Origin of the sequence: Nocardia amikacinitolerans (assembly GCF_900215415.1) — a bacterium.
Taxonomy (GTDB): Bacteria; Actinomycetota; Actinomycetes; order Mycobacteriales; family Mycobacteriaceae; genus Nocardia; species Nocardia amikacinitolerans.
The window spans coordinates 1,243,720-1,268,635 of the sequence record NZ_OBEG01000002.1; the positions used below are offsets into that span (position 1 = coordinate 1,243,720).

Consider the following 24,916-nt stretch of genomic DNA (forward strand, 5'->3'; position numbering starts at 1 on the left):
CTCTCGAGCAGGCGGCACCGCACATCTTATGCGGAAGGCCGGTCCACCCGAGGGTGGACCGGCCTTCGTGACTAGCGGGAACTCGCTGATCCGGGGATCAGAAGTCCATGCCGCCCATGCCACCGGTCGGGTCGCCGGCGGGAGCGGCGGCCTTCTCCGGCTTGTCGGCGACGACGGCCTCGGTGGTGAGGAACAGGGCCGCGATGGAGGCCGCGTTCTGCAGGGCCGAACGGGTGACCTTGACCGGGTCGGCGACGCCGGCGGCCAGCAGGTCCTCGTACTCGCCGGAGTCGGCGTTCAGGCCGCTGCCCGCGGGCAGGTTGGCGACCTTCTCGGCGACCACGCCGGGCTCGAGGCCGGCGTTGAAGGCGATCTGCTTCAGCGGAGCCGACAGCGCGACCTTGACGATGTTCGCGCCGGTGGCCTCGTCACCGGTCAGGTTCAGCGCGTCCAGCGCCGGAGCCGACTGCAGCAGGGCCACGCCACCACCGGCGACGATGCCCTCTTCGACGGCGGCCTTCGCGTTGCGGACGGCGTCCTCGATGCGGTGCTTGCGCTCCTTGAGCTCCACCTCGGTGGCCGCGCCCGCCTTGATCACCGCGACACCGCCTGCCAGCTTGGCCAGACGCTCCTGCAGCTTCTCACGGTCGTAGTCCGAGTCGGAGTTCTCGATCTCGGTGCGGATCTGCGCGACGCGGCCCTTGATGGCCTCCGCGTCGCCCGCGCCCTCGACGATGGTGGTCTCGTCCTTGGTGACGACGACCTTGCGCGCCTGGCCGAGCAGCTCGACACCGGCGGTCTCCAGCGAGAGGCCGACCTCTTCGCTGATGACCTCGCCACCGGTCAGGATGGCGATGTCGGCGAGCTGAGCCTTGCGGCGGTCACCGAAGCCCGGGGCCTTGACGGCGACGGACTTGAAGGTGCCGCGGATCTTGTTGACCACCAGGGTCGACAGGGCCTCGCCCTCGACGTCCTCGGCGATGATCAGCAGCGGCTTGCCTGCCTGGATGACCTTCTCCAGCAGCGGCAGCAGGTCCTTGACGGTCGAAACCTTCGAGCCGACCAGCAGGATGTACGGGTCCTCGAGGACCGCTTCCTGACGCTCGGGGTCGGTCACGAAGTAACCGGAGATGTAGCCCTTGTCGAAGCGCATGCCCTCGGTCAGCTCCAGCTGGAGGCCGAAGGTGTTGCTCTCCTCGACGGTGATGACGCCTTCCTTGCCGACCTTGTCCATGGCCTCGGCGATCAGCTCACCGATGGACGCGTCGCCGGCCGAGATACCGGCGGTGGCGGCGATCTGCTCCTTGGTCTCGACCTCCTTGGCGGTGTCGAGCAGCTTGGCGGTGACGGCCTCGACGGCCTTCTCGATGCCGCGCTTCAGACCCAGCGGGTTCGCGCCGGCCGCGACGTTGCGCAGGCCCTCGCGCACCAGCGCCTGAGCCAGGACGGTGGCGGTGGTGGTGCCGTCGCCCGCGACGTCGTCGGTCTTCTTGGCGACTTCCTTGACCAGCTCGGCGCCGATCTTCTCGTACGGGTCCTCCAGCTCGATCTCCTTGGCGATGGAAACACCATCGTTGGTGATCGTGGGGGCGCCCCACTTCTTCTCCAGGACGACGTTGCGACCCTTGGGGCCCAGCGTCACCTTGACCGCGTCGGCGAGGCTGTTCAGACCCCGCTCGAGACCGCGACGGGCCTCTTCGTCGTACGCAATTGTCTTGGCCATTGCGTTGGAATCCTCCATTAGTAATGGGGCTGACACACAGGACGACCCCTTTCGGATCGCCCCATTTACGCTGGCCAGGTTCGGTGCCCGCGACGGACGACCGAGGGTGTCGATGAAACCCGGTCTCACCGTCCCGACCCTGGCACTCACAGGTCGAGAGTGCCAAAGCCATTTCTAGCACTCGAGGGTGGCGAGTGCAAGGTCCGGGCCGGGACGGCGGCCGCGCGGCTCGCGGCTCAGTGCCGGTCGTCGATGCGCAGGACCAGCGCGACGAACGCATCGGTCCGGCGCTCGTCCGGCGTCCTCGGTTCCTCGTTGTCCACGGTGACGAGCTCGGCGTCGTGCAGCAGCAGTTCGGCCTCCACGCGCATGATGGCCCGGATGAACGGGGGCGCCACTTCGGGCGGCAGGTCACCGTTCACGATGTATTCGCCGTCGGGTCCGGATTCGGTCGACACATAGGACAGAGCGCGCAACAAGTCGGCGCGGCGTTCGCCCGCGACTAGGTCGGAATCCGTATCAGCCGATTCATCCGCCATCGCTATAGCTTAGCGGTCGGCGGTGACGCGCCTCGGTCGAGCAATCGGCCAGCACACCGCACCCCGCCCACGTCGGCGCGGATCGGCGGCTGGGGGCCGAGTCTGCGGAGATTTCCGCCCGCGGAGGTGCGCCTAAAGTGACCGGGTGAGTGTTGGACCCGGCCGGGATGCGATCGATGGCGCCCTGGCACAGCTGTACGGCGAGCTACAACCGGTGCACTGGACGGTCGGGCACCCCTGGTCACTGGGCGGGCCGGACCCGCTGGAGGGGGTCAGCGCGTACCCGCGCACCGATCCGGTCCCGCACTGGCATTACATCGGGTACGGCATGAGCGAGCTCGGCCAAAAGGAATGGGACGATCCGGAGGTCTCAGGGTGGGGGTTCGAGTTCACGTTCCGGCTGGCGGGCGATCCCGCCGAGACGCAGGCGCCGATCTGGCCCGCGCACTTCTTGCAGAACCTCGCCAGGTACGTCTTCCAGTCGGGCAAGTGGTTCGAGCCCGGCCACACCATCAAGGCGAACGGCCCGCTCGCCGCGGACCGGCCGGACTCGGCGATTCAAGCCGTCGGCTTCGTCGCCGATCCGGAGCTCGGCACCATCGCGACCCCCAACGGCCGGGTCGCTTTCTTGCAAATCGTCGGCCTGACGATGACCGAATACCAGGCCGCGCTCGGCGGGAAGCTGCTCACGCTGCTGGACGGTCTCGCGCCGCGGCTCCCGCTGTTCGTCACCGATATCGACCGGGAATCGCTGGTCGCCGCCCCCAAACCGCAGGCGCAGTGGCCGCGGTGGGGCGGCGGCTTGCGCGGGCGGGCGTAGGTCCCGCGAACGCCGCCCGGTCGCACGAGTTCGACGCGTTCCGAGCACGGCGGAGCGCCGCACGCGCGACGCGGCGGCGGCGCGCACGTGCGGCATGCGCGTAACGAAAAGCCCTCAGCGACAAGGACACCCGGCTCCGACGCGAATCGCGCTCCCGCACGACCGCGAGGAGTGCCGCGGCGACGAGGGCGGCCGTTGCGATCCGGCCGCCGTGCCGCCACCCCCTCACGGCTTTTGGGCGGCGATCACCGAAAGCAGTTCCAGCAGGTGCGCTTCGGTTTTGGCCTTGTCCATGCCGAGGTCGGTCAGGAGCCCGGCGCCGTTCTCCTGTTCGAGGATGGCGAGCAGGATGTGTTCGGTGCCGATGTAGTTGTGGCCGAGGCGAAGTGCCTCGCGGAAGGTCAGCTCGAGCGCCTTCTTGGCCTCGGGGTCGAAGGGCACCAGACCGGTGGGCGCCTCGTCGCCGGATTCGACGGGCGGCAGCGCGGCGGTCGCGGCGGCGCGCACCTCCTCCAGATCGAGCTTCGCGGTCTGCATCTCTTTGGCGGCAAGGCCTTCCGGCTCGCTCAGCAGACCGAGCACCAGGTGCGGCAGCCCGATGAGCTTGTTGCCCGCGGTGAGCGCGGCCTGCTGGGAGGCCATCACCGCCGCGCGGGCGCGGGGGGTGAACTTGGCGAATCCCGCGTTCGGATCCATCGCGGCCGCGTCGGCCGGGTCACCGGGACCCTTCGCGACGAACCGCTTCTGCGCGGCCTGCTTGGTGACGCCCATGCTGGCGCCGATATCGGTCCAGGACGCGCCGGAGCGGCGGGCCTGGTCCACGAAGTGGCCGATCAGGTGATCGGCCACTTCGCCGAGGTGACCGGCGGCGATGACCGCGTCGGAGAGCTGCTCGAGCACGTTGTCCGGCCGAGCCTTCTTTATGGCGAAGATGAGGTCGTCGAGACGAATCGAAGAAGTCATGCGTCAACCATAGGTTGACGACATCCTTGCGTCAACCGCTGGTTGACGATCTTGATCGCCCGACTGATCCTGATCCCCACCAGCGTCGGTCCGTCGTGGGCCGGTCGCCAGTCAGGCCGCCCGTCGCCGCATCCGGCGATGGCGACGACTGCCGCATGGTGGAAGCCGGGTGCGAGCACGGCGGTCGAAGAACCAGCCCAGCGGCCCTACCCCGACCTCGCGTCGGCCGCCGCACCGCGCACGACGAGCTCGTTGACCACCGCAGCTACCGCAGCCGCCGCTCAGCGCACGAGCTCGTCGACCACCGCCCCTACCGCAACCCCGCAGCCGCAGCCGCACCGCGCACGACGAGCTCCTTGACTCGCGCCCCGACCCACCCGCGCAGCACGGTCCGCGCGGGGGTGTCGTCGGCGTGCAGGAACTGGATGACCGCGTCCCGCCGCCCGAGGCTGATGCACTGGAAGACGTAACGGAACCGCAGGTCACGCGGGTCCCGCCCGCGCATCCGCGCCGTGGCCGCGTCGGCCGCGTACTTGCCGGTCGGCAGCGCCGTCGCGCAGGCCATCCGCAGCGACCGCTCGCCGGGACCGGCGACCACCGCGCTGTCGCCCGCGGCGTAGATGTCCGGATGCGAGAGCGAGCGCAGCGACTCGTCCGTCAGCACCCGGCCAGCGCCGTCCACCTCGAGACCGGCGCGGGCGGCGAGATCAGGCACGCCGAACCCGGTGGTCCACACCGTCGTGTCGGCCGCGACGAATTCACCGTTCGCCAGTCGGACGCCGTCCGCGGTCACCTCGACCACCTTCGCGTCCGAGCGGATCTCGACGCCCAAGCGCTCCAACACTTTCCGGATGTGCGCGACCGCCGTCGCCGACAGCCAAGCGCCCGGCTCGTCGGGACTGAGCAGCAGCACGCGCGAATCCGGCTGGGACTCGGCGAGTTCCGCGGCCAGCTCGATGCCGGTGGCGCCCGCGCCGACGACGGCGACGGTTCCCTTCGCCGTCCATACCGAATCCTCGGGCGTCGCAACGGTTCTGGCGAACTCGGTGACACCGGGGACGCCGACGGGATCGGCGAGACTGCCCAGGGCGTAGATCAGGACGTCGTAGTCGATGGAAGCACCGCCGTCCAGCTCGACCCGCTTGCCAACGGTGTCGATGTCCGTCGCCCGCGCCCGAACGAATCGAATACCCTTGCGCTCCAAGAGTTCCGCCAAGTCCCAGCGGCGCACCCGCTGCCCGGCGACCTGCTGGTGCAACCGCACCCGCTCCACGAACTCGGCCCGCGCGTCGACAACCGTGACGCGCGCGTCCCCAGCGTGCCCAGCCAGCCGCTTGGCCGCGGCCAGTCCCGCGTACCCGGCGCCAAGAACGACGATGTGCTGATTCCCGGTCATGATGGTGGCTCCTCTCGTTGGCCGATACCACTCAGACCGGATAGGCCCCAGTTTCCTGACAGTCCGCGGCATGAGCCGCGTCACACCGGGGACAGCTACGCCCGAGCGGCGGCGAGGTAGGCCAGCTTGTCGGGATTGACGACGAGGTACAGCTCGTCGACGAGCTCGCCGTCGAGCTCGAAACCGACCATCAGCACGGGATTCTCGGCGACCCGCACGACCATCGCCAAGGCGGCGTTGACCTCTTCGATCCCGAATTCCATGCCGGGGACCGCCCAGCGGAACAGACCGGCGAGGTAGCGCGCGACCCGGTCCGCACCGTGTACCGGACGCCGCGCGGCGTTGATCCGGCCGCCGCCGTCCGCCGTGGCGGTGACGTCGGCGGCGAGCATCCGGCCGAGCTCATCGATCTCACCGGAACGCGCCGCGTCCAGGAAACGCTGGATCAGCGCTCTCGCGTGGGCGGGTTCGATCGCGAAGCGGGTCCGGCCGTCGCGGACGCGCTGACCGGCCCTGCGGTAGGTCTGCTGGGACGCCGCTTCGGTGAGGTCGAGCATGTCGGCGATCTCGCGGTGCGCGTACCCGAACGCCTCGCGCAGCACGAAGACGGCGCGCTCCACCGGATTCAGCCGCTCCAGCGCGGTGAGCAGCGCCAACGAGACCAGCTCGCGTTCCTCGACGGTCTCCAGCGGACCGAGTTCACCGTCCGCGGTGGGCACCGGCTCGGGCAGCCACGGGCCGACGTAGGTCTCGCGCCGCGCCCGCGCCGAAACAAGCCAGGTGCGGCAGAGATTCACGACGGCGGTGGTGAGCCAGGCCTCCGCGGAGCGGATGGTGGCCCGGTCGGTGCCGTCCCAGCGCAGGTAGGTCTCCTGCACCGCGTCCTCGGCCTCGGTGGCCGAGCCGAGCATGCGGTAGGCGAGCGCGAACAACCGAGGGCGATGCGCCTGGAATTCGCACAGTCCGTCGGGTTCCACAGTCACCTTCCTCCGTGCTCGCCGTCCGCGTCCTCAGAATTCGGTCAGCGCGCGGTGCCTGTGTCAGCGCACACGGTCGTCCGCCTGTTCCCGGCGTCCACCGGGCCTGCGCAGGCGCAGCCGCGCGGTCGAACCGCGGAAACCGGAAGGGATCGCCGGACGACGCCGTTGTGCCCGGCGCTGCGCCCGGCGTTCGGCGGGCTTGTGCTGCCAGGTCTCCGGCCGCGCCGCCACCCAGCGCTGCGAATGCCAGGCGAACGGAATGTGGCCCAGGTACAGCGCGACGAGGATCAGCAGCAGAATGATCGGATAGGTCACCAGCAGGGCCGCCGCCACCGCGACGAGCACCAGCAGTCCGGCCGCCGCCTGCGGCGCCACCGACACCGACTTCATCGCCAGCGTCGGAATCGTGCTGACGCACAAGGCTCCCGCGAACACCGTCCAGGCCGCGACCTCGTAGAAGCCGACCCACCAGCCGTCGCCGAACTGCACGAGCAGCGCGATCGGCACGAGCGCGATCAGCGCGCCAGCCGGAGCGGGCACGCCGACGAAATACTCACGCGCCCAATCGGGTCTGGTGTCGTCGTCCATCAGGGTGTTGAACCTGGCGAGGCGCAGCACGATGCTCACCGCGAACAGCAGCGCGATGATCCAGCCCGCGCTGTTCTGGTCGAGCAGCGCGATGTACAGCACCAATGCGGGCGCGACGCCGAACGAGATCGCGTCGGACAGCGAATCGAGTTCCGCGCCCATCTTGGTGGTCGCGTCGAGCATCCTGGCCAAGCGGCCGTCGAGGGTGTCGAGCACCGCGGCGGCGCCGACCATGGCCAGCGCGATGTCGAGTTCGCCGTCCAGCGCGAACTTCACCGCGGACAGACCCGAGGCCAGCGCCAGGATCGTCACGATGCTCGGAAGCAGCCGGACGCTGCGGCGCCTGCGCCGTTGGTTGGGCACAGCCGCTTCCATCATGACAACACGGCCAGAACGGTCTCGCCCCCGATGGTGCGCTGGCCCGGCTGCACCAGCAGCTCGGTCCCCGCGGGGAAGTAGGTGTCGACCCGGGAGCCGAAGCGGATCAAACCGTAGGTGTCGCCGATGGTGAGCACGTCGCCGACCTGCGCGTCGCACACGATGCGCCGGGCGAGCAGACCGGCGATCTGCACCACGACGAGCTGCTTGCCCGCCGGGGTCTCCAGCAGCATGCTGTTGCGCTCGTTGACCGAGCTGGCCTCGGGCAGATCGGCCGAGCGGAACTGACCCGCCTGGTGGTGCACGGCGCGGACGGTGCCGGAGACCGGGGTGCGCTGCACGTGCACGTCCAGCACCGAGAGGAAGATGCTCACCCGGGGCAGCGGCTGATCGCCGAGCCCGAGCTCCGCTGGCGGCGCGGCCGTGTCGACCAGCGCGATCTCACCGTCGGCCGGGGCGACGACCGCGCCAACCCGGTTCGGCGGAACCCGCTTCGGGTGCCGGAAGAAGGTGGCGCAGGCCGCCGCGGCGACCAGACCCGTCCGGCGCACCCATTTGCGCTTGCCGCCCACCACCGCGACCGCGAGCGGCGCGGCGACGAAGGGCAGCCCCGCGGGATGCAGCGGGGGAATGGCGGCCCGTACCAAGTCGACGACGTGGCCGACTCCGGTGGTTTCGGGCGTGCCGGGCGGGGTGGGACGGCGTGCCACAGGCTCCTCTTTCGTGCTAGATGCAGTCGGTTGCGCCCTTCAACGATAGGTCGGGCGCAAGCGATCACACCTTACGGGAGGAGCCTGTGACGCGTCCGGTCAGCGCAATGCCCTGCGGCCGGTGACCAGTCCGACCAGGAACAGCAGAATCACCGCGCCACCCAGGCAGGTGAAGAAGCTGAACCACAGCCCGCCACCTTCGACGTCGACGCCGAGCAGCTTGAGCAGGAATCCGCCGAGCAGGCCGCCGATGATGCCGACGACGATGTTCAGCAAGATGCCCTGCTGGGCGTCTGTTTTCATGATCTTGCTTGCGATCCAGCCGGCAAGACCGCCGATGATGATCCAGCCGATAATCCCGAGACCGAGCATGGTGACCTCGCATCACTAGTTGGGATGCACGCCGAGCAGTAGAAGGACGTGCTTTCGGCGATATACCCGGCGATTGTGAGAATACGCACTCGCCCGGCAACCCTCGGGTAATATGAGGGAGCCTCATGTCTAAGTTTCGTAGCCATGGCAAACCGATGAGGAGTTCGAGGCTCCGCCGGATCCCCGGCAGCAGCGCCGCAGGTATTAGGAGACGCATCATGTCTGCTCGAATCGCCCAGACCACCGGGGCTGAGCACACCGCGATCCTCGGGCTCGGCGTCTATCGCCCGGCCCGTGTGGTCACCAATGACGAAGTTGCGGGACCGATCAACTCCAGCGACGAGTGGATCCAGACCCGGTCGGGCATCAAGACCCGACGTTTCGCCTCCGAGGACGAAACGATTCAAAGCATGAGCGTGGCGGCCGCGCAGAACGCGCTGGCAGCGGCGGGCGTGGATTACGACGAGGTCGACTGCGTCATCGTCGCCACGTCGACGCATCTGCTGCTGACACCCGCGGCCGCCCCGCGCATCGCCACCGAGCTCGGCATGAACGGCGTAGCCGCGTTCGACGTCTCCGCGGGCTGCGCGGGTTTCTGTCACGCGCTGGCGCTGGCGTCGGACCTCGTGCGGTGCGGCACCTCGAAGAACGTGCTGGTGATCGGTGTGGAGAAGTTGACCAACACCATCAACATGACCGACCGCTCGACGGCCTTCCTGTTCGCCGACGGCGCGGGCGCCGTGGTGGTCGGTCCCTCCGAAGAGCCGGGCATCGGCCCGACCGTTTGGGGCTCGGACGGCACCCAGCACCACGCGATCCGCCAGGACAAGGACTGGATGGAGTACTTCGCCGAGATCGATGAGAAGGGCCTCGACGCGGTCCGGCCGTACCTGACCATGGAGGGCACCGCCGTCTTCCGGTGGGCCGCCCACTCGCTGGAGAAGGTGTGCCGCGACGCGATCGACCGCGCCGGACTCTCCACCGACGACATGCAGGCGATGATCCCGCACCAGGCCAACGGCCGGATCATCGAGATCATGGCGCGGGTGCTCAAGCTGCCGGAGAACTGCGCGCTCGCCCACGACATCGAGGAGACCGGCAACACCTCGGCCGCGTCCATTCCGCTCGCCATGGAGGCGTTGCTACGCAACGGCGAGTCGAAGCCGGGTGACACCGCGCTGCTCATCGCCTTCGGCGCCGGGCTTTCCTACGCGGCGCAGGTCGTCAAGCTGCCGAGCTGGAAGTAAGGCGTACCTCCGCCTTCGCTCCGGCCATGCGCGGGCGATCGACGTCCAGCAGCGCCTGCCAAGTGTGCCTATACGCCCTCGTCCCGCAACTCGGGGTGAGGGCGTCGGCGTGCCTGGCTGCCGATCGAAGCTCAGGCGCCCGTCTCGGCGGTGGCCTTGATCTTGGCGAGCGTCGCGTTCATCCCGCGAACCAGGTTGGCCTCGAACGCCTGCTCGCCGCCGAGCACGGTGTCGATGGCCTTGCGCACCGCCCAGGTGACGCCGTTGGACACATCGCGGCGCTCGATCAGCCGGGTGCCGGTCGCGGTCGGCTCCAGCGTGTAGCTCCAGACCGTGCGGTTCTCGTTCATCCGGAAGGCGAAGGCCTGGTTCGGCTCGAACCGCACGATGCGGGACGTCGTCGGCCAGCGCTTCCAGCCGTCCTTGTTCCAGTTCACCGTCCAGGTGCCCGCCTTCGGCGTGCCGAGCGGAACCATCCGGACCGTCATCGGGCTGAACTCGGGCATGCGCTTCAGGTCCGAGACGATCTGCCAGACCCGCTCCGGCGGTGCGGCGATGTCGACGGTCGCTTCGAGGTGGTTGGGCAACGCTGCCTCCGGTGTTGCGCGGTCCGGACAAACCGGACACATGTGTACGACGAGTAACAGACATCCTAAACGGGCGCCCTTGGAAGACAACTGTGTCACATTTTGGCTTTTTGGTTACCGCCCGTCGTAATGGGCCGCGCACAATGGCGGATAGACGAAGCACAAGCACAGCCACCAACTTTCCCGTCCAGCGTGAGGTGATCGGCCGTGAAACTTCGCTCGCTTCTTCATCGTCGGCAGCCGGACCAAGTCCCCCTGCTTCCCTCGCTAGAACCCGACGACGGGCCCGCGGCGCCCGGTTCCATATCGCGCCGAGCCGCGAAGGCGCTCGCCCAAGAGGAACGGCTGGAGCGGCTGCTCACGCCGAGCGAACTCGAAATGGTGCTCCAACACCGGGTGTGACACACACCTCGGGGGTGATCCGGGGGACGGGAATCTTCGGCGACACACCCGACGTCGAGGCGACATACTTTTGTGGTGACTGCACCCGCTGCTACGAAACCGGCAATCCTGAGCGTCGACGACGATCCGGGCGTCTCCCGCGCGGTCGTACGCGACCTGCGCCGCCGCTACGGCGCCGACTACCGGATTCTGCGCGCGGAATCCGGCCCGCAGGCGCTCGAGGCCCTGCGTGAGATGAAATTGCGCGGCCAGCCGGTCGCCGTGCTGATCGCCGACTTCCGGATGCCCGGCATGGACGGCATCGAATTCCTGGAGCAGGCCATGGACCTGCACCCGTACGCGCGGCGCGTGCTGCTGACCGCCTACGCCGACACCAACGCCGCGATCGACGCGATCAATGTCGTCGACCTGGACCACTACCTGCTCAAGCCGTGGGATCCGCCGGAGGAGAAGCTCTATCCGGTCCTGGACGGCCTGCTCGACGCCTGGCGCAGCAGCGAAAACCGGCCGGTGTTCGAGACCAAGGTGGTCGGCAACCGCTGGTCGCCGCGCTCCTCGCAGGTGCGCGAATTCCTGGCCCGCAACCAGTTGCCCTACCGCTGGTACCTGGCCGACGAGCCGGAGGGCGTCCGGTTGCTGGAGGCCGCGGGCGCCGAACCGGACCGATGTCCGGTGGTGATCACCGCAGCCGGTGACGCGCTGGTCCAGCCGACCGACAGCGCGCTGGCCGAGAGCGTCGGACTCAACGTCACCCCCACCGGCGATTTCTACGATCTGATCGTGGTCGGCGGCGGACCCGCCGGGCTCGGGGCCGCGGTCTACGGCGCGTCCGAGGGCCTGCGCACGGTACTCGTCGAACGCACCGCCACCGGCGGGCAGGCCGGGCAGAGTTCCCGCATCGAGAACTACCTCGGTTTCCCCGACGGTGTGTCCGGCGCGCAGCTGGCCGACCGGGCGCGACGGCAGGCCGCCAAGTTCGGCGCCGAGGTGATCACCACGCGCGAGGTGGTGGGTCTCGAGGTCAACGGTTCCGCTCGCACTGTGCGTTTCGCCGACGGCGGCACGCTGTGCGGGCACACCGTGATCATCGCGACGGGCGTCGACTATCGACGGCACCCCGCGCCCGGTGTCGACGAATTCACCGGTCGCGGAGTGTATTACGGCTCGGCGATGACCGAGGCGTCCGAATGCGCCGACCACGAGGTCTACATCGTCGGCGGGGCAAACTCGGCCGGGCAGGCGGCGGTCTTCCTGTCCCGCAACGCCCGCACGGTGCACCTGGTGGTGCGCGGGGACTCGCTGGAGAAGTCGATGTCGCACTACCTGATCCAGCAGATCGGGCAGATCCCGAATATCAAGGTGCACACCAACACCGAGGTGACCGCCGCCGACGGCAGCGATCACCTGGAGCGAATCGTGTTGCGCGACAACACCACGGGCGCGGAGGAGAAGGCCGAGGCCGAGCGCCTCTTCCTCTTCATCGGCGCGGCGCCGCAGACCGACTGGCTCGACGGCGTCGTCAAGCGCGACGAGGACGGCTACGTGCTGGCCGGGCCGGATCTCATGGTCGACGGCGCGCGGCCCGCCGGCTGGGAATTGCCCCGGCCGCCACACCATTTGGAAACCAGCGTGCCAGGCGTGTTCGTCGCGGGCGACGTGCACGCCGAGTCCGCCAAGCGGGTCGCCTCGGCGGTCGGCGAGGGCGCGATGGCGGTCATGCTCGTGCACCGGTACCTGGCGTGATCTCAGGAGGGCAGTTGTGACCATCGAAAACGCGGCGCGCCGTTCGCATCTCGTCTGCGACCCCGCCGAGCTGCGCACCCTGTTCCTGTTCGAGAAGCTCGACGACGACCAGCTGGCCTGGCTGTGCGCGGACGGGCGCATCGAGTACATAGAGCCGGGACTCGTCTTCCGCGAGGGCGATCCAGCCACCTGCTTCTACGTCCTGATGGACGGCGAGGTGCGGCTGACCAAACTCTCCGGCGGCACCGAGATCGAGCTGAACCGCACCGACCACAAGGGCGCCTACGCGGGCGCGTGGAGCGCGTACCTGGGCGACAAGGCCGATCCGAACTACACCGGGTCGATGTACGTCACCCGCAAGTCCAGGTTCTACGTGCTGGACGCGGGCACCTTCGCGCGGATGATGCACGAGTGGTTCCCGATGGCGGTGCACCTGTTGGAGGGCGCGTTCTTCGGCAACCGCAACACCGCCCAGCGCGTCGCGGAACGGGAACGCCTGCTCGCCCTCGGTTCGCTCTCGGCGGGCCTGACCCACGAGCTGAACAACCCCGCCGCCGCGGCCGTGCGCGCCACCTCCGGCCTGCGCGAGCGGGTCGCGGGTATGCGGCACAAGCTGGCCATGATGGCCGACGGCAAGTTCCAGCCGGAGGTGCTCGTCACCCTGGTTCGGTTGCAGGAGGAGGCGGCGGCCCAGGTCGCCAAGGCGCCCGAGCTGACTCCGATGGAGGCCGCCGACCGGGAGGACATGCTCGGCGAATGGCTCGAGGACCACGAGATCGGCGACGGCTGGGCGCTGGCACCGAACTTCGTGCAGGCGGGGTTCGACGTGGACTGGTTGGAGCGGGTGCACGGCACCTTGGCGGACTGCCCGAGCAAGGTGTTCGAGGGCGCGATCCGCTGGCTCAACTACACCATCGAGACCGAGCTGCTGATGAACGAGATCGCGGACTCGACCGCAAGGATCTCCACGCTGGTCGACGCCGCCAAGCAGTACTCGCAGATGGACCGCGCCCCGTTCCAGGTGGTCGACTTGCACGAACTGCTCGACAGCACCCTGGTCATGTTGAACAGGAAGCTCGGCGACGGCGTGAAAGTGGTCAAGGAGTACGACCGCGGCTTGCCGCCGCTGCCCTGCTACGCCGCCGAGCTGAACCAGGTGTGGACGAACCTGATCGACAACGCGGTCTACGCCATGCGCGGCGAAGGCACCCTCACGGTGCGCACCGGCAAGGAGAACGACTGCGCCGTCGTCGAGATCGGCGACACCGGCCCCGGCATCCCCGCGGACGTCCTACGCCGCGTCTTCGAACCGTTCTTCACCACCAAACCGGTAGGCGAAGGCACCGGCCTCGGCCTCGACATCTCCTTCCGCATCGTCGTCAACAAGCACAACGGCGACATCCGCGTCGAATCCGAACCGGGCAACACCCGCTTCACGGTCCGCCTGCCCCTGCATCGGCCGGAGCAGAATGAGGACGCACTGGAAGCCCCCTAGCCCCGACGATCGATCCGAAAGCCCCATCCACGCGCGGCCAGGCACCCTGACGGCGAATCTTTGCGAGCCGTTCGTGCCAGCGCCGACAACACAGGAGGCGATCCATGACGGAAGCCATCGAAGGCATCAACCCCGCTGTCCCGCCCAGCGGCCCCGGCTGCCTCGAGTGCGAGGCCGAGCAGGGCTGGTGGGTGCACCTGCGCCGCTGCGCCGAATGCGGTCACATCGGCTGCTGCGACACCTCCCCTGCCCAGCACGCGAGCAAGCACGCCAAGGACACCGGTCACCCCTTCATCCAGAGCTTCGAGCCGGGTGAGGACTGGTTCTGGGATTCCCGCAGCGAGGAGATGTACGGCGGCGGACCCGAGCTCGCTCCCCCGCACAGCCATCCCGCGGATCAGGGCGTGCCAGGACCGCGCGGGCGAGTCCCCGAGGACTGGCAGGCGCACATCCACTGATCGGGCAGAAGTCGCGAGTCTCGACCGCTCGGAAGCGAGACAAGAGGGGCCGCGAACTTGCGCGCGCCAGCGCGCCAAATACACTGCTGCCCACGCGCTGGAGGCTCCAGCGCTCTGTGGCACCCGGGAAAGCACCAAATGAAGCGAATTTCCGTCATCGTCCTCGCCGCGGGAGCCGTGGCTCTGGCGGCGACCGGCTGCGGCGGGTCGGACGAGTCCTCCGATGCGAGCGGCCTACGCAAGGGCAGCACGGGCACCAGCACCAGCGCGACGCAGGCACCGACCACGACCGTTTCGGCGCCGACCACTCCCGACAGTGCTCCGGCGACCACCGAGTCGCCCGACACCTCCGGCCTCGGTCCGGCCTCGCGCACCACGTGCGGTGAGTTCAAGGAACTCGACAGCGAAGCGGAGAAGCGGGTGATCGAGCAGATCCTCGCCGAGAACCCGGACAGCTCGTTCGCGGGCAGCCCGAACGTCGCGCTCGGCACCGCCAAGCTGGTCTGCTTGTCGCCGAGCAACGCGGAAAAGCCGGTGGCCGTCGCCGCGCGGATCATCTAGGGGCCATAGCGGGACGCCGTCCACGCGGCGAATGCGGAGCCCTGTCCACCACCGCCCCAACGCGGGCAGAATGGCACAGTGGCAGAACTGGCGCTCACCGCTCGACTGAACACGTCCGCCGCCGACGCGAGACGCGGGGTCGTGCGCCTGCATCCGGAGGCGTTGACGGCACTCGGCCTGCGCGAGTGGGACGGAGTCGCGCTCGCGGGATCGCGACGCACCGCGGCGGTGGTCGGCATCGCGCCAGCGGGCACTCCGGCGGGCGTCGCGCTGCTGGACGACGTAACCCTGTCGAACGCGGGACTGCGTGAGAACGCCACCGTGGTGGTCTCCCCCGCCACGGTGTTCGGCGCCAAACAGATCTCGGTCAGCGGCTCGGTGCACGCCTGCCGCAGCATTCCGGCCGCCACGCTGCGGCAGGCGCTGCTCGGCAAGGTCGTCACGGTGGGCGACGCGGTGTCGCTGCTGCCGCGCGATCTGGGGCCGGACATTCCCTCGTCGGCGGCGAGCCAGGCGCTGTCGCGCACCTTCGGCATCGCGTGGACCACCGAACTGCTGACCGTCACCGCCACCGATCCGGTGCGCGGTCCGGTGAGCGTGCAGCCCAACACGGCCGTCGCCTGGGGCGCGGGAGCGGTCGCGGCGATGGACGCCGCCGAACGCGCGGCAGCCGGTGGCCATACCTCCCGCGCGGTGATCGAGGCTGTCGCGGGCACCAACGGCGCGACCGCGGTGCGCAGCGCACCGCCGCGCGTTCCCGCGGAGGAACTGGTCGGCGTGCACGCCCAGGCCTCGAAGCTGACCGAATGGCTCAGCCTCGCGCTCGACGAACCCGAACTGCTCAGAACACTCGGCGCGACACCGCATCTCGGGGTGCTGATCACCGGACCAGCCGGCGTCGGCAAGGCCACCCTGGCCAGGTCGGTGACCGCCCCGCGGCGCCTCGTCGAATTGGATGGCCCCTCGGTCGGCGCGCAGGAGGGCGGCGCCCGGCTGCGCGAGGTGGCCGAGGCGGTCGCCGATGTCGCGTCCGGGCGCGGCGGCATCCTGCTCGTCACCGACATCGACGCGCTGCTGCCCGCCGACCCGGAGCCGGTCGCGACGCTCATCCTGGACCAGTTGCGCGCGGCCATGGCCGAGACCAGCGTGGCGTTCATCGCGACGACCGCGCATCCGGCCGGCGTGGACGCGCGGCTGCGCGCGCCGGACCTGTGCGATCGGGAACTCGCGCTGCCGCTGCCCACGTCGGCGATGCGCAAGGCGCTGCTGGAGCAGCTGTTGCGCAAGGTGCCGACCGGTGAGCTGAAGCTCGACGAGATCGCCGCGCGCACACCGGGTTTCGTGGTGTCCGATCTCGCGGCGCTGTGTCGCGAGGCGGCGCTGCGCGCGGCGTCGCGGGTCAGCAAGGAGCAGGCCGAACCGCACCTGACCCAGCAGGACCTGGTCGGCGCGCTGGAGGTGATCCGTCCGCTGTCGCGTTCCGGCATGGAGGAATTGGCGATCGGCAGCCTCGGCTTGGACGACGTCGGCGACATGATCGAGACGAAACAGGCGCTCACCGAAACGGTGCTCTGGCCGCTGCGCCATCCGGATTCCTTCGCCAGGCTCGGCATCGATCCGCCGCGCGGCGTGCTGCTCTACGGCCCGCCCGGTTGCGGAAAAACCTTCCTGGTGCGCGCGCTCGCCGGCACGGGCCAGCTCAGCGTGCACGCGGTCAAGGGCGCGGAGCTGCTGGACAAGTGGGTCGGCGCGTCCGAGCGAGCGGTGCGCGAATTGTTCCAGCGGGCAAGGGATTCCGCTCCGTCGTTGATCTTCCTCGACGAGGTCGACGCGCTCGCGCCGCGACGCGGGCAGAGCACCGACTCCGGTGTCGGCGATCGTGTCGTCGCCGCGCTGCTCACCGAACTCGACGGCGTCGAGCCGCTGCGCGACGTGGTGGTGCTCGGCGCGACGAACCGGCCCGAGCTGATCGATCCCGCGCTGCTGCGTCCCGGCCGGTTGGAGCGCCTGGTGTTCGTGCCGCCGCCGGAGGCCGCGGCACGGCTGGAGATCCTGCGGACCGCGGGTCGTTCGGTGCCGCTGGCCGCCGACGTCGACCTGACCGCGCTGGCCGCCGACCTGGACGGCTACTCCGCCGCCGACTGCGCCGCGCTGCTGCGCGAGGCCGCGCTCGCGGCGATGCGGCGCGACGTGGCGGCCGCCGACGTCACCGCCGCCGATCTCGCCGCCGCCCGCGCGGTGGTGCGTCCTTCGCTGGATCCGGACCAGGTCGAAGCGCTGCGCAAGTACGCGGAAAACCGCAGCTGATCGACGGTCGACATGCGGCGGCGATGAGTCGGTAATCACCGGCTCGGCACGGTCGCGCGGGTATGTTGCCTGGGTGCGGCGATGGATCGGCGACGGAGTCGACGTGGTCACGGCCTTCCTCGGGGCCGCGGTCGCGGGGGTCGCGCTGTTCCTGCCGACCACCTTCGCCTGGACCTCGCAGAGCGACCCGTACCAGATCGCCAGCCTGATCAACAGCGTGCCGCGCGGCGCGACGATCGGCGTGGTCGTCGCGGTCACGGTCGCGGTGCTGATCACCACCTTCGCCAGGCCGGTGGTCGGCTGGGTCGTGGCGTTCGGCGGCGCGCTCGGCATGTACGTCAACCACTTCGCGGGCCGCGACGTCTCTTCCGCCGATCTGCTCACCACGCAGAACTACATCGACGCGGTATGCGGCGGAATCCTGTTGGGCGCGTTGGGCGCCGCCGCGCTGCGCAGGCCTGCCTCGGCGATCGGCTACGTGCTCGGCGCGACGAGCTTCTTCGTCTTCGGCGATCTCGCCGACCTGCTCGACCTGCCCGATCAGGACCCGTGGTCGGTGCTGGAGACGCCGCCGTTCTGGATGATCGGCCTCACGGTGGTGCTGCTGTTCGTCGCCATCGCGCGCAATCGCGACCGGACTGGACCGGAGAGCGACTCGACCGTGCCCATCGATCTGCCGATCACGCCGATACTCGCGGCGATCGTGCTCGGCATGATCGTCCTCGCGGCGACCGAATGGCTGGCCGCCCAATACAACAATGTCTCCGCGCCCGGCGACAACCGGCTGGAGATCGCGATCGCCGTCGCGGCCACGATCAGCGCCGCGCTCATCGCGGCCATGCTGTTGCCCGGCCGTGACGGGATCGGCGTACTGCTCGCGGTGAGTCTGGTCGCGACCGCCGACGCGCTCGGTTACGCGCCCCGGCCATGGTGGAGCGTCTTCGTGGTGATCGCGCTCACCGCGCTCGGCTTGTTCGCCGGTCTGCGCGCGCCGTCGCCGTTCCTTGCACTGCTGGCGCTGATGGGCGTCACGGTGTTCGCGTGGGTCGACGCGCACGGCGACGGCACGGTCTACTACTCCGTCGCGACGGTGCTGCTCGCGCTGACCGCCGGATTCTGCGGTGGCGCCGCCCGCCCCCACTACGGCCCGAGCGCCGTGCTCGCCCTCGGCGCGATCTACCTGCCGAGCATCGTCACCGCGCTGCCGGTGGAGAACGAGACGTGGCCGCCGCGGGACAACATGGCGCACGCCACCACGCCCGGCCGGGTGGCGCTGATGATCGTGTTCGGGTGCACGATCGCCTTGCTCCTGCTCTACCGGCTGCGGCCGCGCGCCTACCGCAAACCCGCGCCGCCCGCACAGCGGGACGAGGTAGCGGACATATAGCCGAGCCGCCGCGACATGGCTGACGCCATAGCCGTCGCGTCCCCGAAAAACCCTGGCTCCACGTAGGGTGGAACCGCACCACCGCCCGCCACGACCTGACGGAGTGCAGTTTGCTCGTAATCCTGCTCGCGCACGCGCTCGCCGCGCTGGCAGCGCCGTGGTGCGTACGGGTGTTGGGGCGCAACGCGTTCGCGGTGCTCGCGCTCGCTCCGCTGGCCGGTTTCGGCTGGGTGATCGCGAATTGGGATAACACACAGCAGGTTCGAGTGACCTGGGCGCCCGCGATCGCGATGAACATCGAGCTGCGCTTCGATTCGCTGGCGGCCGTCATGGCCGCGCTGGTGCTCGGCATCGGCACGCTGATCCTGCTCTACTGCACCCGCTATTTCACCGACGACGAACCGCGGCTCGGCGTCTTCGCCGCCCAGTTCGTCGGCTTCGCCGGCGCCATGTTCGGGCTGGTCATCAGCGACAACATGCTGCTGCTCTACGTCTTCTGGGAGACGACGACGGTGCTGTCGTTCCTGCTCGTCGGCCATTACGCCGAGCGGGCGATCAGCAGGCGCGCGGCACTGCAAGCGCTGTTGGTCACCGGCGCGGGCGGACTGGCCATGCTGGCAGGCATCGTAATCCTCGGACAAACCTGCGACACCTACCTGCTGTCGGAACTGCTGGCCATGGATCGCCTGCCGGGCGGGATCGCGGTATCGGTGGCGGTGGCGCTCGTGCTCGTCGGCGCGCTGAGCAAGTCCGCGATCGTTCCAGTGCACTTCTGGCTCCCCGGCGCGATGGCCGCGCCCACCCCGGTGAGCGCGTACCTGCACGCCGCGGCCATGGTGAAGGCGGGCGTGTATCTGGTGGCGCGGCTCGCGCCGGTCTTCGCGAGCAGTCCGCCGTGGCATCCGATGGTGCTCGTCCTCGGCTCGGTGACCATGCTGCTCGCGGGCCTTCGCGCGCTGCGGGTGACCGATCTGAAGCTGCTGCTCGCCTTCGGCACGGTGAGCCAGCTGGGTTTCCTGATCGTGCTGCTCGGCATCGGCACACCGGACGCGGCGCTGGCCGGGACGACGCTGATCGTGGCGCACGCGCTGTTCAAGGCGTGCCTGTTCATGGTGGTCGGGATCGTGGACCACGGGGCGGGCACCCGCGATCTGCGCGAGTTGTCCGGGCTCGGCCGGCGGGCTCCGGTGCTGTGCGGGGTCGCGGTGCTCGGGGCGCTGAGCATGGCGGGCATTCCGGTGCTGCTCGGGTTCGTCGGCAAGGAGAGCGCGCTCGGCGCGATCCTGGACGCGGGCACGTTGACGGTTCCGGTGCGCATCGCGTTGTGCGCGGCGATCGTGCTCGGCTCCATGCTGACCGTCGGGTACAGCGCCCGTTTCGTCTGGGGCGCGTTCGGGGACAGGAAACTCGACGAGGAACCGTCGTGGCATCCGCCGGGGCCGCTGTTCCTCGGGCCACCCGCCACGCTCGCCGTCGCCGGCCTTGCCGCGGGCGTCGGCGCGCAGTGGCTGGACGAGTTGCTCCGCGGCTACCCGGAAACGGTTCCGGGAGAGCTGGTTTCGCATCTGGCGCTGTGGCACGGATTCACCCTGCCGCTCGTGCTGTCGGTCTCGATCATCGCTGCGGGATCGGCGCTTTTCCTGGTGCGCAACCGATTCGGCGAAACCGCGCATCCGCGCCTCGGCAACGCCGACCGCGCCTACGACGCCACCCTGCACGCGATGGATCGGCTCTCGCTGCGGATGACGGGATCGGTGCAGCGCGGTTCGCTGCCACTGAGCCAGGCCACCATCCTCGCCACCCTGATCGTGCTGCCCTCGGTCCTGCTCGCCGTGGGCACCAGGACGGGAGTCGAACTGCGCCTGTGGGATTCGCCGTTGCAGCTGGCGATCGCCGGGATCATGGCAGCCATGGCGTTCGCGGCCACCGTGCTGCGCAACCGGCTCGCCAGCGTGCTGGTCGTCGGCGTCACCGGCTACGGCTGCGGTGTGATCTTCGCGCTGCACGGCGCGCCGGACCTGGCGCTGACCCAGTTCCTCGTCGAGACGCTGACACTGGTGGTCTTCGTGCTGGTGCTGCGGGCCTTCCCCGCGGAGATCGAGGCGAGCCGCACCGCCGCGTTCAAAGTCCGGCGCGCCATGCTGGCCACGGCTGTCGGAGCGACGGTCGCGGTACTGGCCGCCTTCGCGACGGCGGCCCGCGGCACCGAACCCATCTGGCGCCGAATTCCGGAGGCCGCCTATCGATTCGGCGGGGGCAAGAACGCGGTCAACGTATTGCTGGTCGACATCAGGGCCTGGGACACCCTCGGCGAGATCTCGGTGCTCATCGTCGCCGCCACCGGCGTCGCCTCGATGGTGTTCCGCACCAGGCGTTTCGGCGCCGCACCGCGCGCCGCCGACTCTCCCGACTACAACCCGGACCTGATCAGCTGGCTGCCCGCCGGGCGGCTGGTGGGTCGCCGGGAACGCTCGATGGTCCTGCAAATCACCACGCGCCTGCTCTTCCCGACGATCATGGTGCTCTCGATCTACTTCTTCTTCGCCGGCCACAACGCACCCGGCGGGGGCTTCGCGGGCGGTCTCACGGCGGGTCTGGCGCTGACCCTGCGCTATCTCGCCGGCGGCCGCTACGAACTCGGCGAGGCGCTGCCGGTGGAAGCGGGCCACGTGCTCGGCGCCGGGCTCACGCTGGCGGCGGGCACCGCGGCCACCTCGCTGCTGCTCGGCGCGCCGCCGCTGTCCTCGGCGATCATCGAGGTGACGCTACCGTTGTTCGGGCACGTCAAGCTGGTCACGTCGCTGTTCTTCGACCTCGGTGTCTACCTGATCGTGGTCGGCCTGGTCCTCGATGTGCTGCGCAGCCTCGGCGCCCGTCTGGACAGCGAACTCGGCGACGCCCCGAGCGACGAGACCTCCCCCGCCCCACGAGGTGGTCGCCCATGAGGGAACGCGGTGAGCGAAACATGCGCAGGCCCGCTGCGGGCATGCCGAAGCCGTGCGCAGGCGAGGTGGAGACATGACCTCGAATCTGACCCTGCTCGTCCTCATCGGAGTTCTCACCGCGTGCGGGGTGTACCTGATCCTGGAGCGCGCCGTCTCCAAGATGATGCTGGGCATGATCCTGTTCGGCAACGCGGTGAACCTGCTGATCCTCACCGTTGGCGGGCCGGACGGCGACCCGCCCATCGGCGCCACGGACGACCGCGCGCACGAGGGCATGGCAGACCCCCTCGCCCAGGCCATGGTGCTGACCGCGATCGTCATCACCATGGGCTTCGCGGCCTTCGTGCTGGCACTCGCCTATCGGTCGTACATACTCACCACCACCGACGACGTGCAGAACGAACCGAGCGACGCAGAGGTGGCCGCCAGGCGCGACCGAGAGGACCTGGAAGATTGAACCTCTCGCCCGGCCTGCTGCCCGCGCTGGCTCCGCTGCCCGTGCTCGTCCCGCTGCTCGGCGCCGCCGCGACGCTGGTGTTCGGCCGTCGGCCGCGCATCCAGCGCACGGTCGCCCTCGTCGTGCTCTCCGCGGTCGTCGCCATCACAGGTCTGCTGCTGTACCTCGTCGACCGGGACGGCACCACCGCGATCCAGGTCGGCGGATGGGAGACCCCGATCGGCATCACCCTCGTCGTGGACCGGCTCTCCGCCGCGATGCTGCTCGTCTCGGCCATCGTGCTGCTCGCCGTGTCGGTCTACGGTGCGGGCCAGAACATTCGCGACGGCGACGAACGTCAGCCGACCTCCATCTACCGCCCCACCTATCTCGTTCTCACGGCGGGTGTTTCGGCCGCGTTCCTCGCCGGTGACCTGTTCAACCTGTTCGTCGGCTTCGAGATCTTGCTCGCCGCGTCGTTCGTGCTGCTCACCGTCGGAGCGACGGCCGAACGCATCCGGGCGGGCGTGGCGTACGTGATGGTGTCGATGCTCGCGTCGCTGATCTTCCTTACCGGCATCGGGCTGGTCTACGCGACCACCGGGACGCTGAACCTCGCCCAGATCTCGCTCCGTCTCGGCGCGGCGCCCGAGGGAGTGCGCACGGCGATCTACGCGGTGCTGCTCGTGGCGTTCGGTATCAAGGCGGCGGTCTTCCCGCTGTCCAACTGGCTGCCCGACTCCTACCCGACCGCGCCAGCACCGGTCACCGCGGTCTTCGCCGGCTTGCTGACGAAAGTCGGTGTGTACGCGATCATCCGGACGCAGACGCTGCTGTTCCCGGACGGCGGCTTCACCAACATCCTGCTGGTCTGCGGCTTGCTCACCATGGTCATCGGCATTCTGGGCGCGATCGCGCAGCACGATATCCGGCGGCTGCTCTCGTTCACCCTCGTCAGCCATATCGGCTACATGGTGTTCGGCGTGGGTCTGGCGACGGCGGCCGGGCTCGCGGGCGCGGTGTTCTATGTGGCGCACCACATTCTGGTCCAGACCACGCTGTTCCTGGTGGTCGGTCTGATCGAGCGCCAGGCGGGATCCACCTCGCTGCGCAGGCTGGGCGGACTGGCTACCGCGAGCCCGGTGCTCGGCCTGCTCTTCCTGGTGCCCGCGCTGAATCTGGGCGGGATACCGCCCTTCTCGGGATTCATCGGCAAGGTCGCGCTGCTCCAAGCGGGCGCGTCCGACGGCAGCGTGCTGGCCTGGGTGCTGGTCGGCGGCGCGGTGGTGACCAGTCTGCTCACGCTGTACGCCGTGGCGCGGGTCTGGGCCAAGGCTTTCTGGCGGCCGAGAGCGGACGCACCGGAGGGGCACCTGACCGCCGCGAAACCACCGACCCTGACCGAGGATTCGACCGTCGTGCACTACGACGAACGCACCGACCCGGGCCGCATACCGCCGCTCATGCTGCTACCGACCGCGGCGCTTGCCGCGGTCGGCCTAAGTCTCACCGTGCTGGCCGGGCCGATCCTCGGCATCGCCGAGCGCGCCGCGGCCGACCTGCACGATCCGGCGGTGTACGTCGGCGCGGTGCTCGGCGAACCGGAGGCGTACCGATGAGTGTCAACGACGAGTTCCCGAGCGCGTCGGACGAATCCAAGGCGCGGCGTGTCGGCAAGGACAGCGCGGTCCGCCTCGGCGTGCTGCTCTGGCTGGCCGCCGTCTACATGGTGCTGTGGGGCGATCTCAGCATCGGCAACCTGCTGGCCGGATCGGTGATCGGCGCGCTGATCATGGTGGCGCTGCCGCTGCCACGGATCCCGGTGAGCGGGCGGCTCAACCTGGTCGCGCTCGCCGAGGTGATGTGGGTGAGCTCCTACTACGCGCTCCAATCCAGCCTGCAGATCGCGTGGTTCGCGGTTCGGCTCGCGCCGCCGCCGGTCTCCGGCGTGCTGCGGGTCAACCTCAGCACCAAGTCGGACCTGGTGCTCGTGCTGACCACCGACCTGCTGAATCTGATCCCCGGCACGATGGTGCTCGAGATCGACCGCAACCGCTGCCTGGTCTACGTGCACGTGCTCGACGTCGGCAGCGAGGCCGCGGTGGCGCGGTTCTACCAACAGACCCGCCGCCTGGAACGGCTGCTGATCTCCGCCCTCGAGCGGCCCGTACCGAAATCCGTTCGGAGGTGAACGCATGACCGTCGTCGTCGTGCTCGCGGGCTGCCTGCTCGCGGCCGCCGCTGTCATCACCAGCTACCGCATCCTGGCCGGGCCGAACACGCTCGACCGGGTGGTCGGCATCGATTCGCTGATGGCCATCGCCATGGCGGGGCTCGCCGTGTGGGCCGCCCACAGCGGGGACACCACGGTGCTACCCGCCATCGTCGCGCTGGCGCTGGTCGGGTTCCTCGGTTCGGCCGCCGTCTCCCGCTTCCGCGTCAGGGACGACCGATGACGGGTTGGCAGTGGGCATCGGCCGCGCTGATCCTCAGCGGCGCTGCGCTGGCGTGCACCGCCGCGATCGCCATCGTCCGCTTCCCCGACACCCTGACCCGCATGCACGCCGCCACCAAGCCGCAAGTGGTCGGGCTGCTGCTGGTGCTCGGGGGCGCGGCGATCGAGCTGCGCGGCCAGGGCAATGTCTGGCTGCTCGCGCTGGTCGGGCTGTTCACGCTGTTCACCGCGCCGGTGATCGCGCACCTGATCGGCCGCACCGCCTACCGCGAACAGCGGCACCGCGACGGACTGCTGCGCGTCAACGAACTCGGCGACGAGATCGACTGAGCGCGAGCGGTCCCACCGCCGCGTGCGCTGGACTCGGGGCGGGTCTGCTCAGCGCTCACCCGACTCAGCGACCACTCGACTCGACACTCGTCGG

General features: G+C 69.5%; 23 protein-coding genes. 14 read left to right on the forward strand and 9 right to left on the reverse strand.

What is annotated here, in order from left to right:
• Positions 1–97: 97 nt before the first annotated feature.
• A complete protein-coding gene (gene groL, locus CRP45_RS13860) occupies positions 98–1,723 on the reverse strand; it encodes a chaperonin GroEL (RefSeq protein WP_097245505.1) in 1,626 nt (541 codons plus the stop codon).
• A 236-nt stretch (positions 1,724–1,959) separates the two neighbouring features.
• The gene (locus CRP45_RS13865) at positions 1,960–2,262 is read right to left on the reverse strand and encodes a hypothetical protein (RefSeq protein ID WP_067791162.1); all 303 of its coding nucleotides are present in this window, start codon (positions 2,260–2,262) and stop codon (positions 1,960–1,962) included.
• Between the two features lie 145 nt (positions 2,263–2,407).
• Between CRP45_RS13865 and CRP45_RS13870 the strand changes: the two genes are divergently transcribed.
• Positions 2,408–3,082: a suppressor of fused domain protein gene (locus tag CRP45_RS13870; protein ID WP_097245328.1), complete on the forward strand. Its 675-nt coding sequence runs from the start codon at positions 2,408–2,410 to the stop codon at positions 3,080–3,082.
• Between the two features lie 225 nt (positions 3,083–3,307).
• Here the strand turns inward: CRP45_RS13870 and CRP45_RS13875 are convergent, their stop codons facing one another.
• The 6 genes from CRP45_RS13875 to CRP45_RS13900 form a co-directional block, all read right to left on the reverse strand.
• Positions 3,308–4,045: a Clp protease N-terminal domain-containing protein gene (locus CRP45_RS13875; protein ID WP_097245329.1), complete on the reverse strand. Its 738-nt coding sequence runs from the start codon at positions 4,043–4,045 to the stop codon at positions 3,308–3,310.
• Between the two features lie 310 nt (positions 4,046–4,355).
• Positions 4,356–5,441 carry an NAD(P)/FAD-dependent oxidoreductase gene (locus tag CRP45_RS13880; RefSeq protein ID WP_097245330.1) on the reverse strand — a complete coding sequence of 362 codons (1,086 nt, stop codon included), beginning with the start codon at positions 5,439–5,441 and terminating at the stop codon, positions 4,356–4,358.
• A gap of 95 nt (positions 5,442–5,536) precedes the next feature.
• Complete coding sequence (locus tag CRP45_RS13885) at positions 5,537–6,424, reverse strand: RNA polymerase sigma-70 factor (RefSeq protein ID WP_342747017.1); 888 nt, start codon at positions 6,422–6,424, stop codon at positions 5,537–5,539.
• A gap of 57 nt (positions 6,425–6,481) precedes the next feature.
• Positions 6,482–7,384 (reverse strand): CDP-alcohol phosphatidyltransferase family protein, encoded by a 903-nt coding sequence (locus CRP45_RS13890; protein WP_097245331.1) that lies wholly within the window; start codon positions 7,382–7,384, stop codon positions 6,482–6,484.
• Entirely contained in the window at positions 7,384–8,097 is a 714-nt protein-coding gene (locus tag CRP45_RS13895) for a phosphatidylserine decarboxylase (protein WP_097245332.1), read from the reverse strand. The genes CRP45_RS13890 and CRP45_RS13895 overlap by 1 nt, the downstream gene beginning before the upstream one ends.
• A 99-nt stretch (positions 8,098–8,196) precedes the next feature.
• The gene (locus tag CRP45_RS13900) at positions 8,197–8,469 is read right to left on the reverse strand and encodes a GlsB/YeaQ/YmgE family stress response membrane protein (protein ID WP_067791145.1); all 273 of its coding nucleotides are present in this window, start codon (positions 8,467–8,469) and stop codon (positions 8,197–8,199) included.
• A gap of 218 nt (positions 8,470–8,687) precedes the next feature.
• Here CRP45_RS13900 and CRP45_RS13905 point away from each other — a divergent pair, with 218 nt between their 5' ends.
• The gene (locus CRP45_RS13905; protein ID WP_097245333.1) at positions 8,688–9,716 is read left to right on the forward strand and encodes a beta-ketoacyl-ACP synthase III; all 1,029 of its coding nucleotides are present in this window, start codon (positions 8,688–8,690) and stop codon (positions 9,714–9,716) included.
• A gap of 131 nt (positions 9,717–9,847) precedes the next feature.
• On the opposite strand, the gene CRP45_RS13910 is transcribed toward CRP45_RS13905, so the two are convergent.
• Positions 9,848–10,303: an SRPBCC family protein gene (locus CRP45_RS13910; RefSeq protein ID WP_067791143.1), complete on the reverse strand. Its 456-nt coding sequence runs from the start codon at positions 10,301–10,303 to the stop codon at positions 9,848–9,850.
• A 477-nt stretch (positions 10,304–10,780) separates the two neighbouring features.
• Between CRP45_RS13910 and CRP45_RS13915 the strand changes: the two genes are divergently transcribed.
• The 12 genes from CRP45_RS13915 to mnhG all read left to right on the forward strand — a co-directional run bounded on the left by CRP45_RS13915 (position 10,781) and on the right by mnhG (position 24,822).
• Positions 10,781–12,448, forward strand: a complete 1,668-nt coding sequence (locus CRP45_RS13915; RefSeq protein WP_097245334.1) for an NAD(P)/FAD-dependent oxidoreductase — start codon at positions 10,781–10,783, stop codon at positions 12,446–12,448.
• A gap of 16 nt (positions 12,449–12,464) precedes the next feature.
• A complete protein-coding gene (locus tag CRP45_RS13920) occupies positions 12,465–13,943 on the forward strand; it encodes an ATP-binding protein (protein ID WP_245910110.1) in 1,479 nt (492 codons plus the stop codon).
• A 104-nt stretch (positions 13,944–14,047) separates the two neighbouring features.
• A complete protein-coding gene (locus CRP45_RS13925; RefSeq protein ID WP_097245335.1) occupies positions 14,048–14,401 on the forward strand; it encodes a UBP-type zinc finger domain-containing protein in 354 nt (117 codons plus the stop codon).
• 138 nt (positions 14,402–14,539) lie between these two features.
• Positions 14,540–14,962, forward strand: coding sequence for a hypothetical protein (locus tag CRP45_RS13930; RefSeq protein ID WP_067791129.1), 423 nt, complete (start codon positions 14,540–14,542; stop codon positions 14,960–14,962).
• Positions 14,963–15,040: 78 nt separating this feature from the next.
• Positions 15,041–17,269, forward strand: coding sequence for an AAA family ATPase (locus tag CRP45_RS13935; RefSeq protein WP_097245336.1), 2,229 nt, complete (start codon positions 15,041–15,043; stop codon positions 17,267–17,269).
• A 73-nt stretch (positions 17,270–17,342) separates the two neighbouring features.
• On the forward strand, positions 17,343–18,656 hold the full coding sequence (locus CRP45_RS13940) for a hypothetical protein (protein ID WP_097245337.1): 1,314 nt from the start codon (positions 17,343–17,345) through the stop codon (positions 18,654–18,656).
• A gap of 110 nt (positions 18,657–18,766) precedes the next feature.
• Positions 18,767–21,601, forward strand: a complete 2,835-nt coding sequence (locus CRP45_RS13945; protein ID WP_097245338.1) for a Na+/H+ antiporter subunit A — start codon at positions 18,767–18,769, stop codon at positions 21,599–21,601.
• 73 nt (positions 21,602–21,674) lie between these two features.
• Positions 21,675–22,058: a Na(+)/H(+) antiporter subunit C gene (locus tag CRP45_RS13950; RefSeq protein ID WP_097245339.1), complete on the forward strand. Its 384-nt coding sequence runs from the start codon at positions 21,675–21,677 to the stop codon at positions 22,056–22,058.
• On the forward strand, positions 22,055–23,656 hold the full coding sequence (locus CRP45_RS13955) for a Na+/H+ antiporter subunit D (RefSeq protein ID WP_097245340.1): 1,602 nt from the start codon (positions 22,055–22,057) through the stop codon (positions 23,654–23,656). Before CRP45_RS13950 ends, CRP45_RS13955 begins: the two co-directional genes overlap by 4 nt.
• Positions 23,653–24,228, forward strand: a complete 576-nt coding sequence (locus CRP45_RS13960) for a Na+/H+ antiporter subunit E (protein ID WP_097245341.1) — start codon at positions 23,653–23,655, stop codon at positions 24,226–24,228. The genes CRP45_RS13955 and CRP45_RS13960 overlap by 4 nt, the downstream gene beginning before the upstream one ends.
• A 4-nt stretch (positions 24,229–24,232) precedes the next feature.
• Positions 24,233–24,493, forward strand: coding sequence for a monovalent cation/H+ antiporter complex subunit F (locus CRP45_RS13965; RefSeq protein WP_097245342.1), 261 nt, complete (start codon positions 24,233–24,235; stop codon positions 24,491–24,493).
• Positions 24,490–24,822 (forward strand): monovalent cation/H(+) antiporter subunit G, encoded by a 333-nt coding sequence (mnhG, locus tag CRP45_RS13970; protein WP_097245343.1) that lies wholly within the window; start codon positions 24,490–24,492, stop codon positions 24,820–24,822. Before CRP45_RS13965 ends, mnhG begins: the two co-directional genes overlap by 4 nt.
• Positions 24,823–24,916 lie beyond the last annotated feature (94 nt).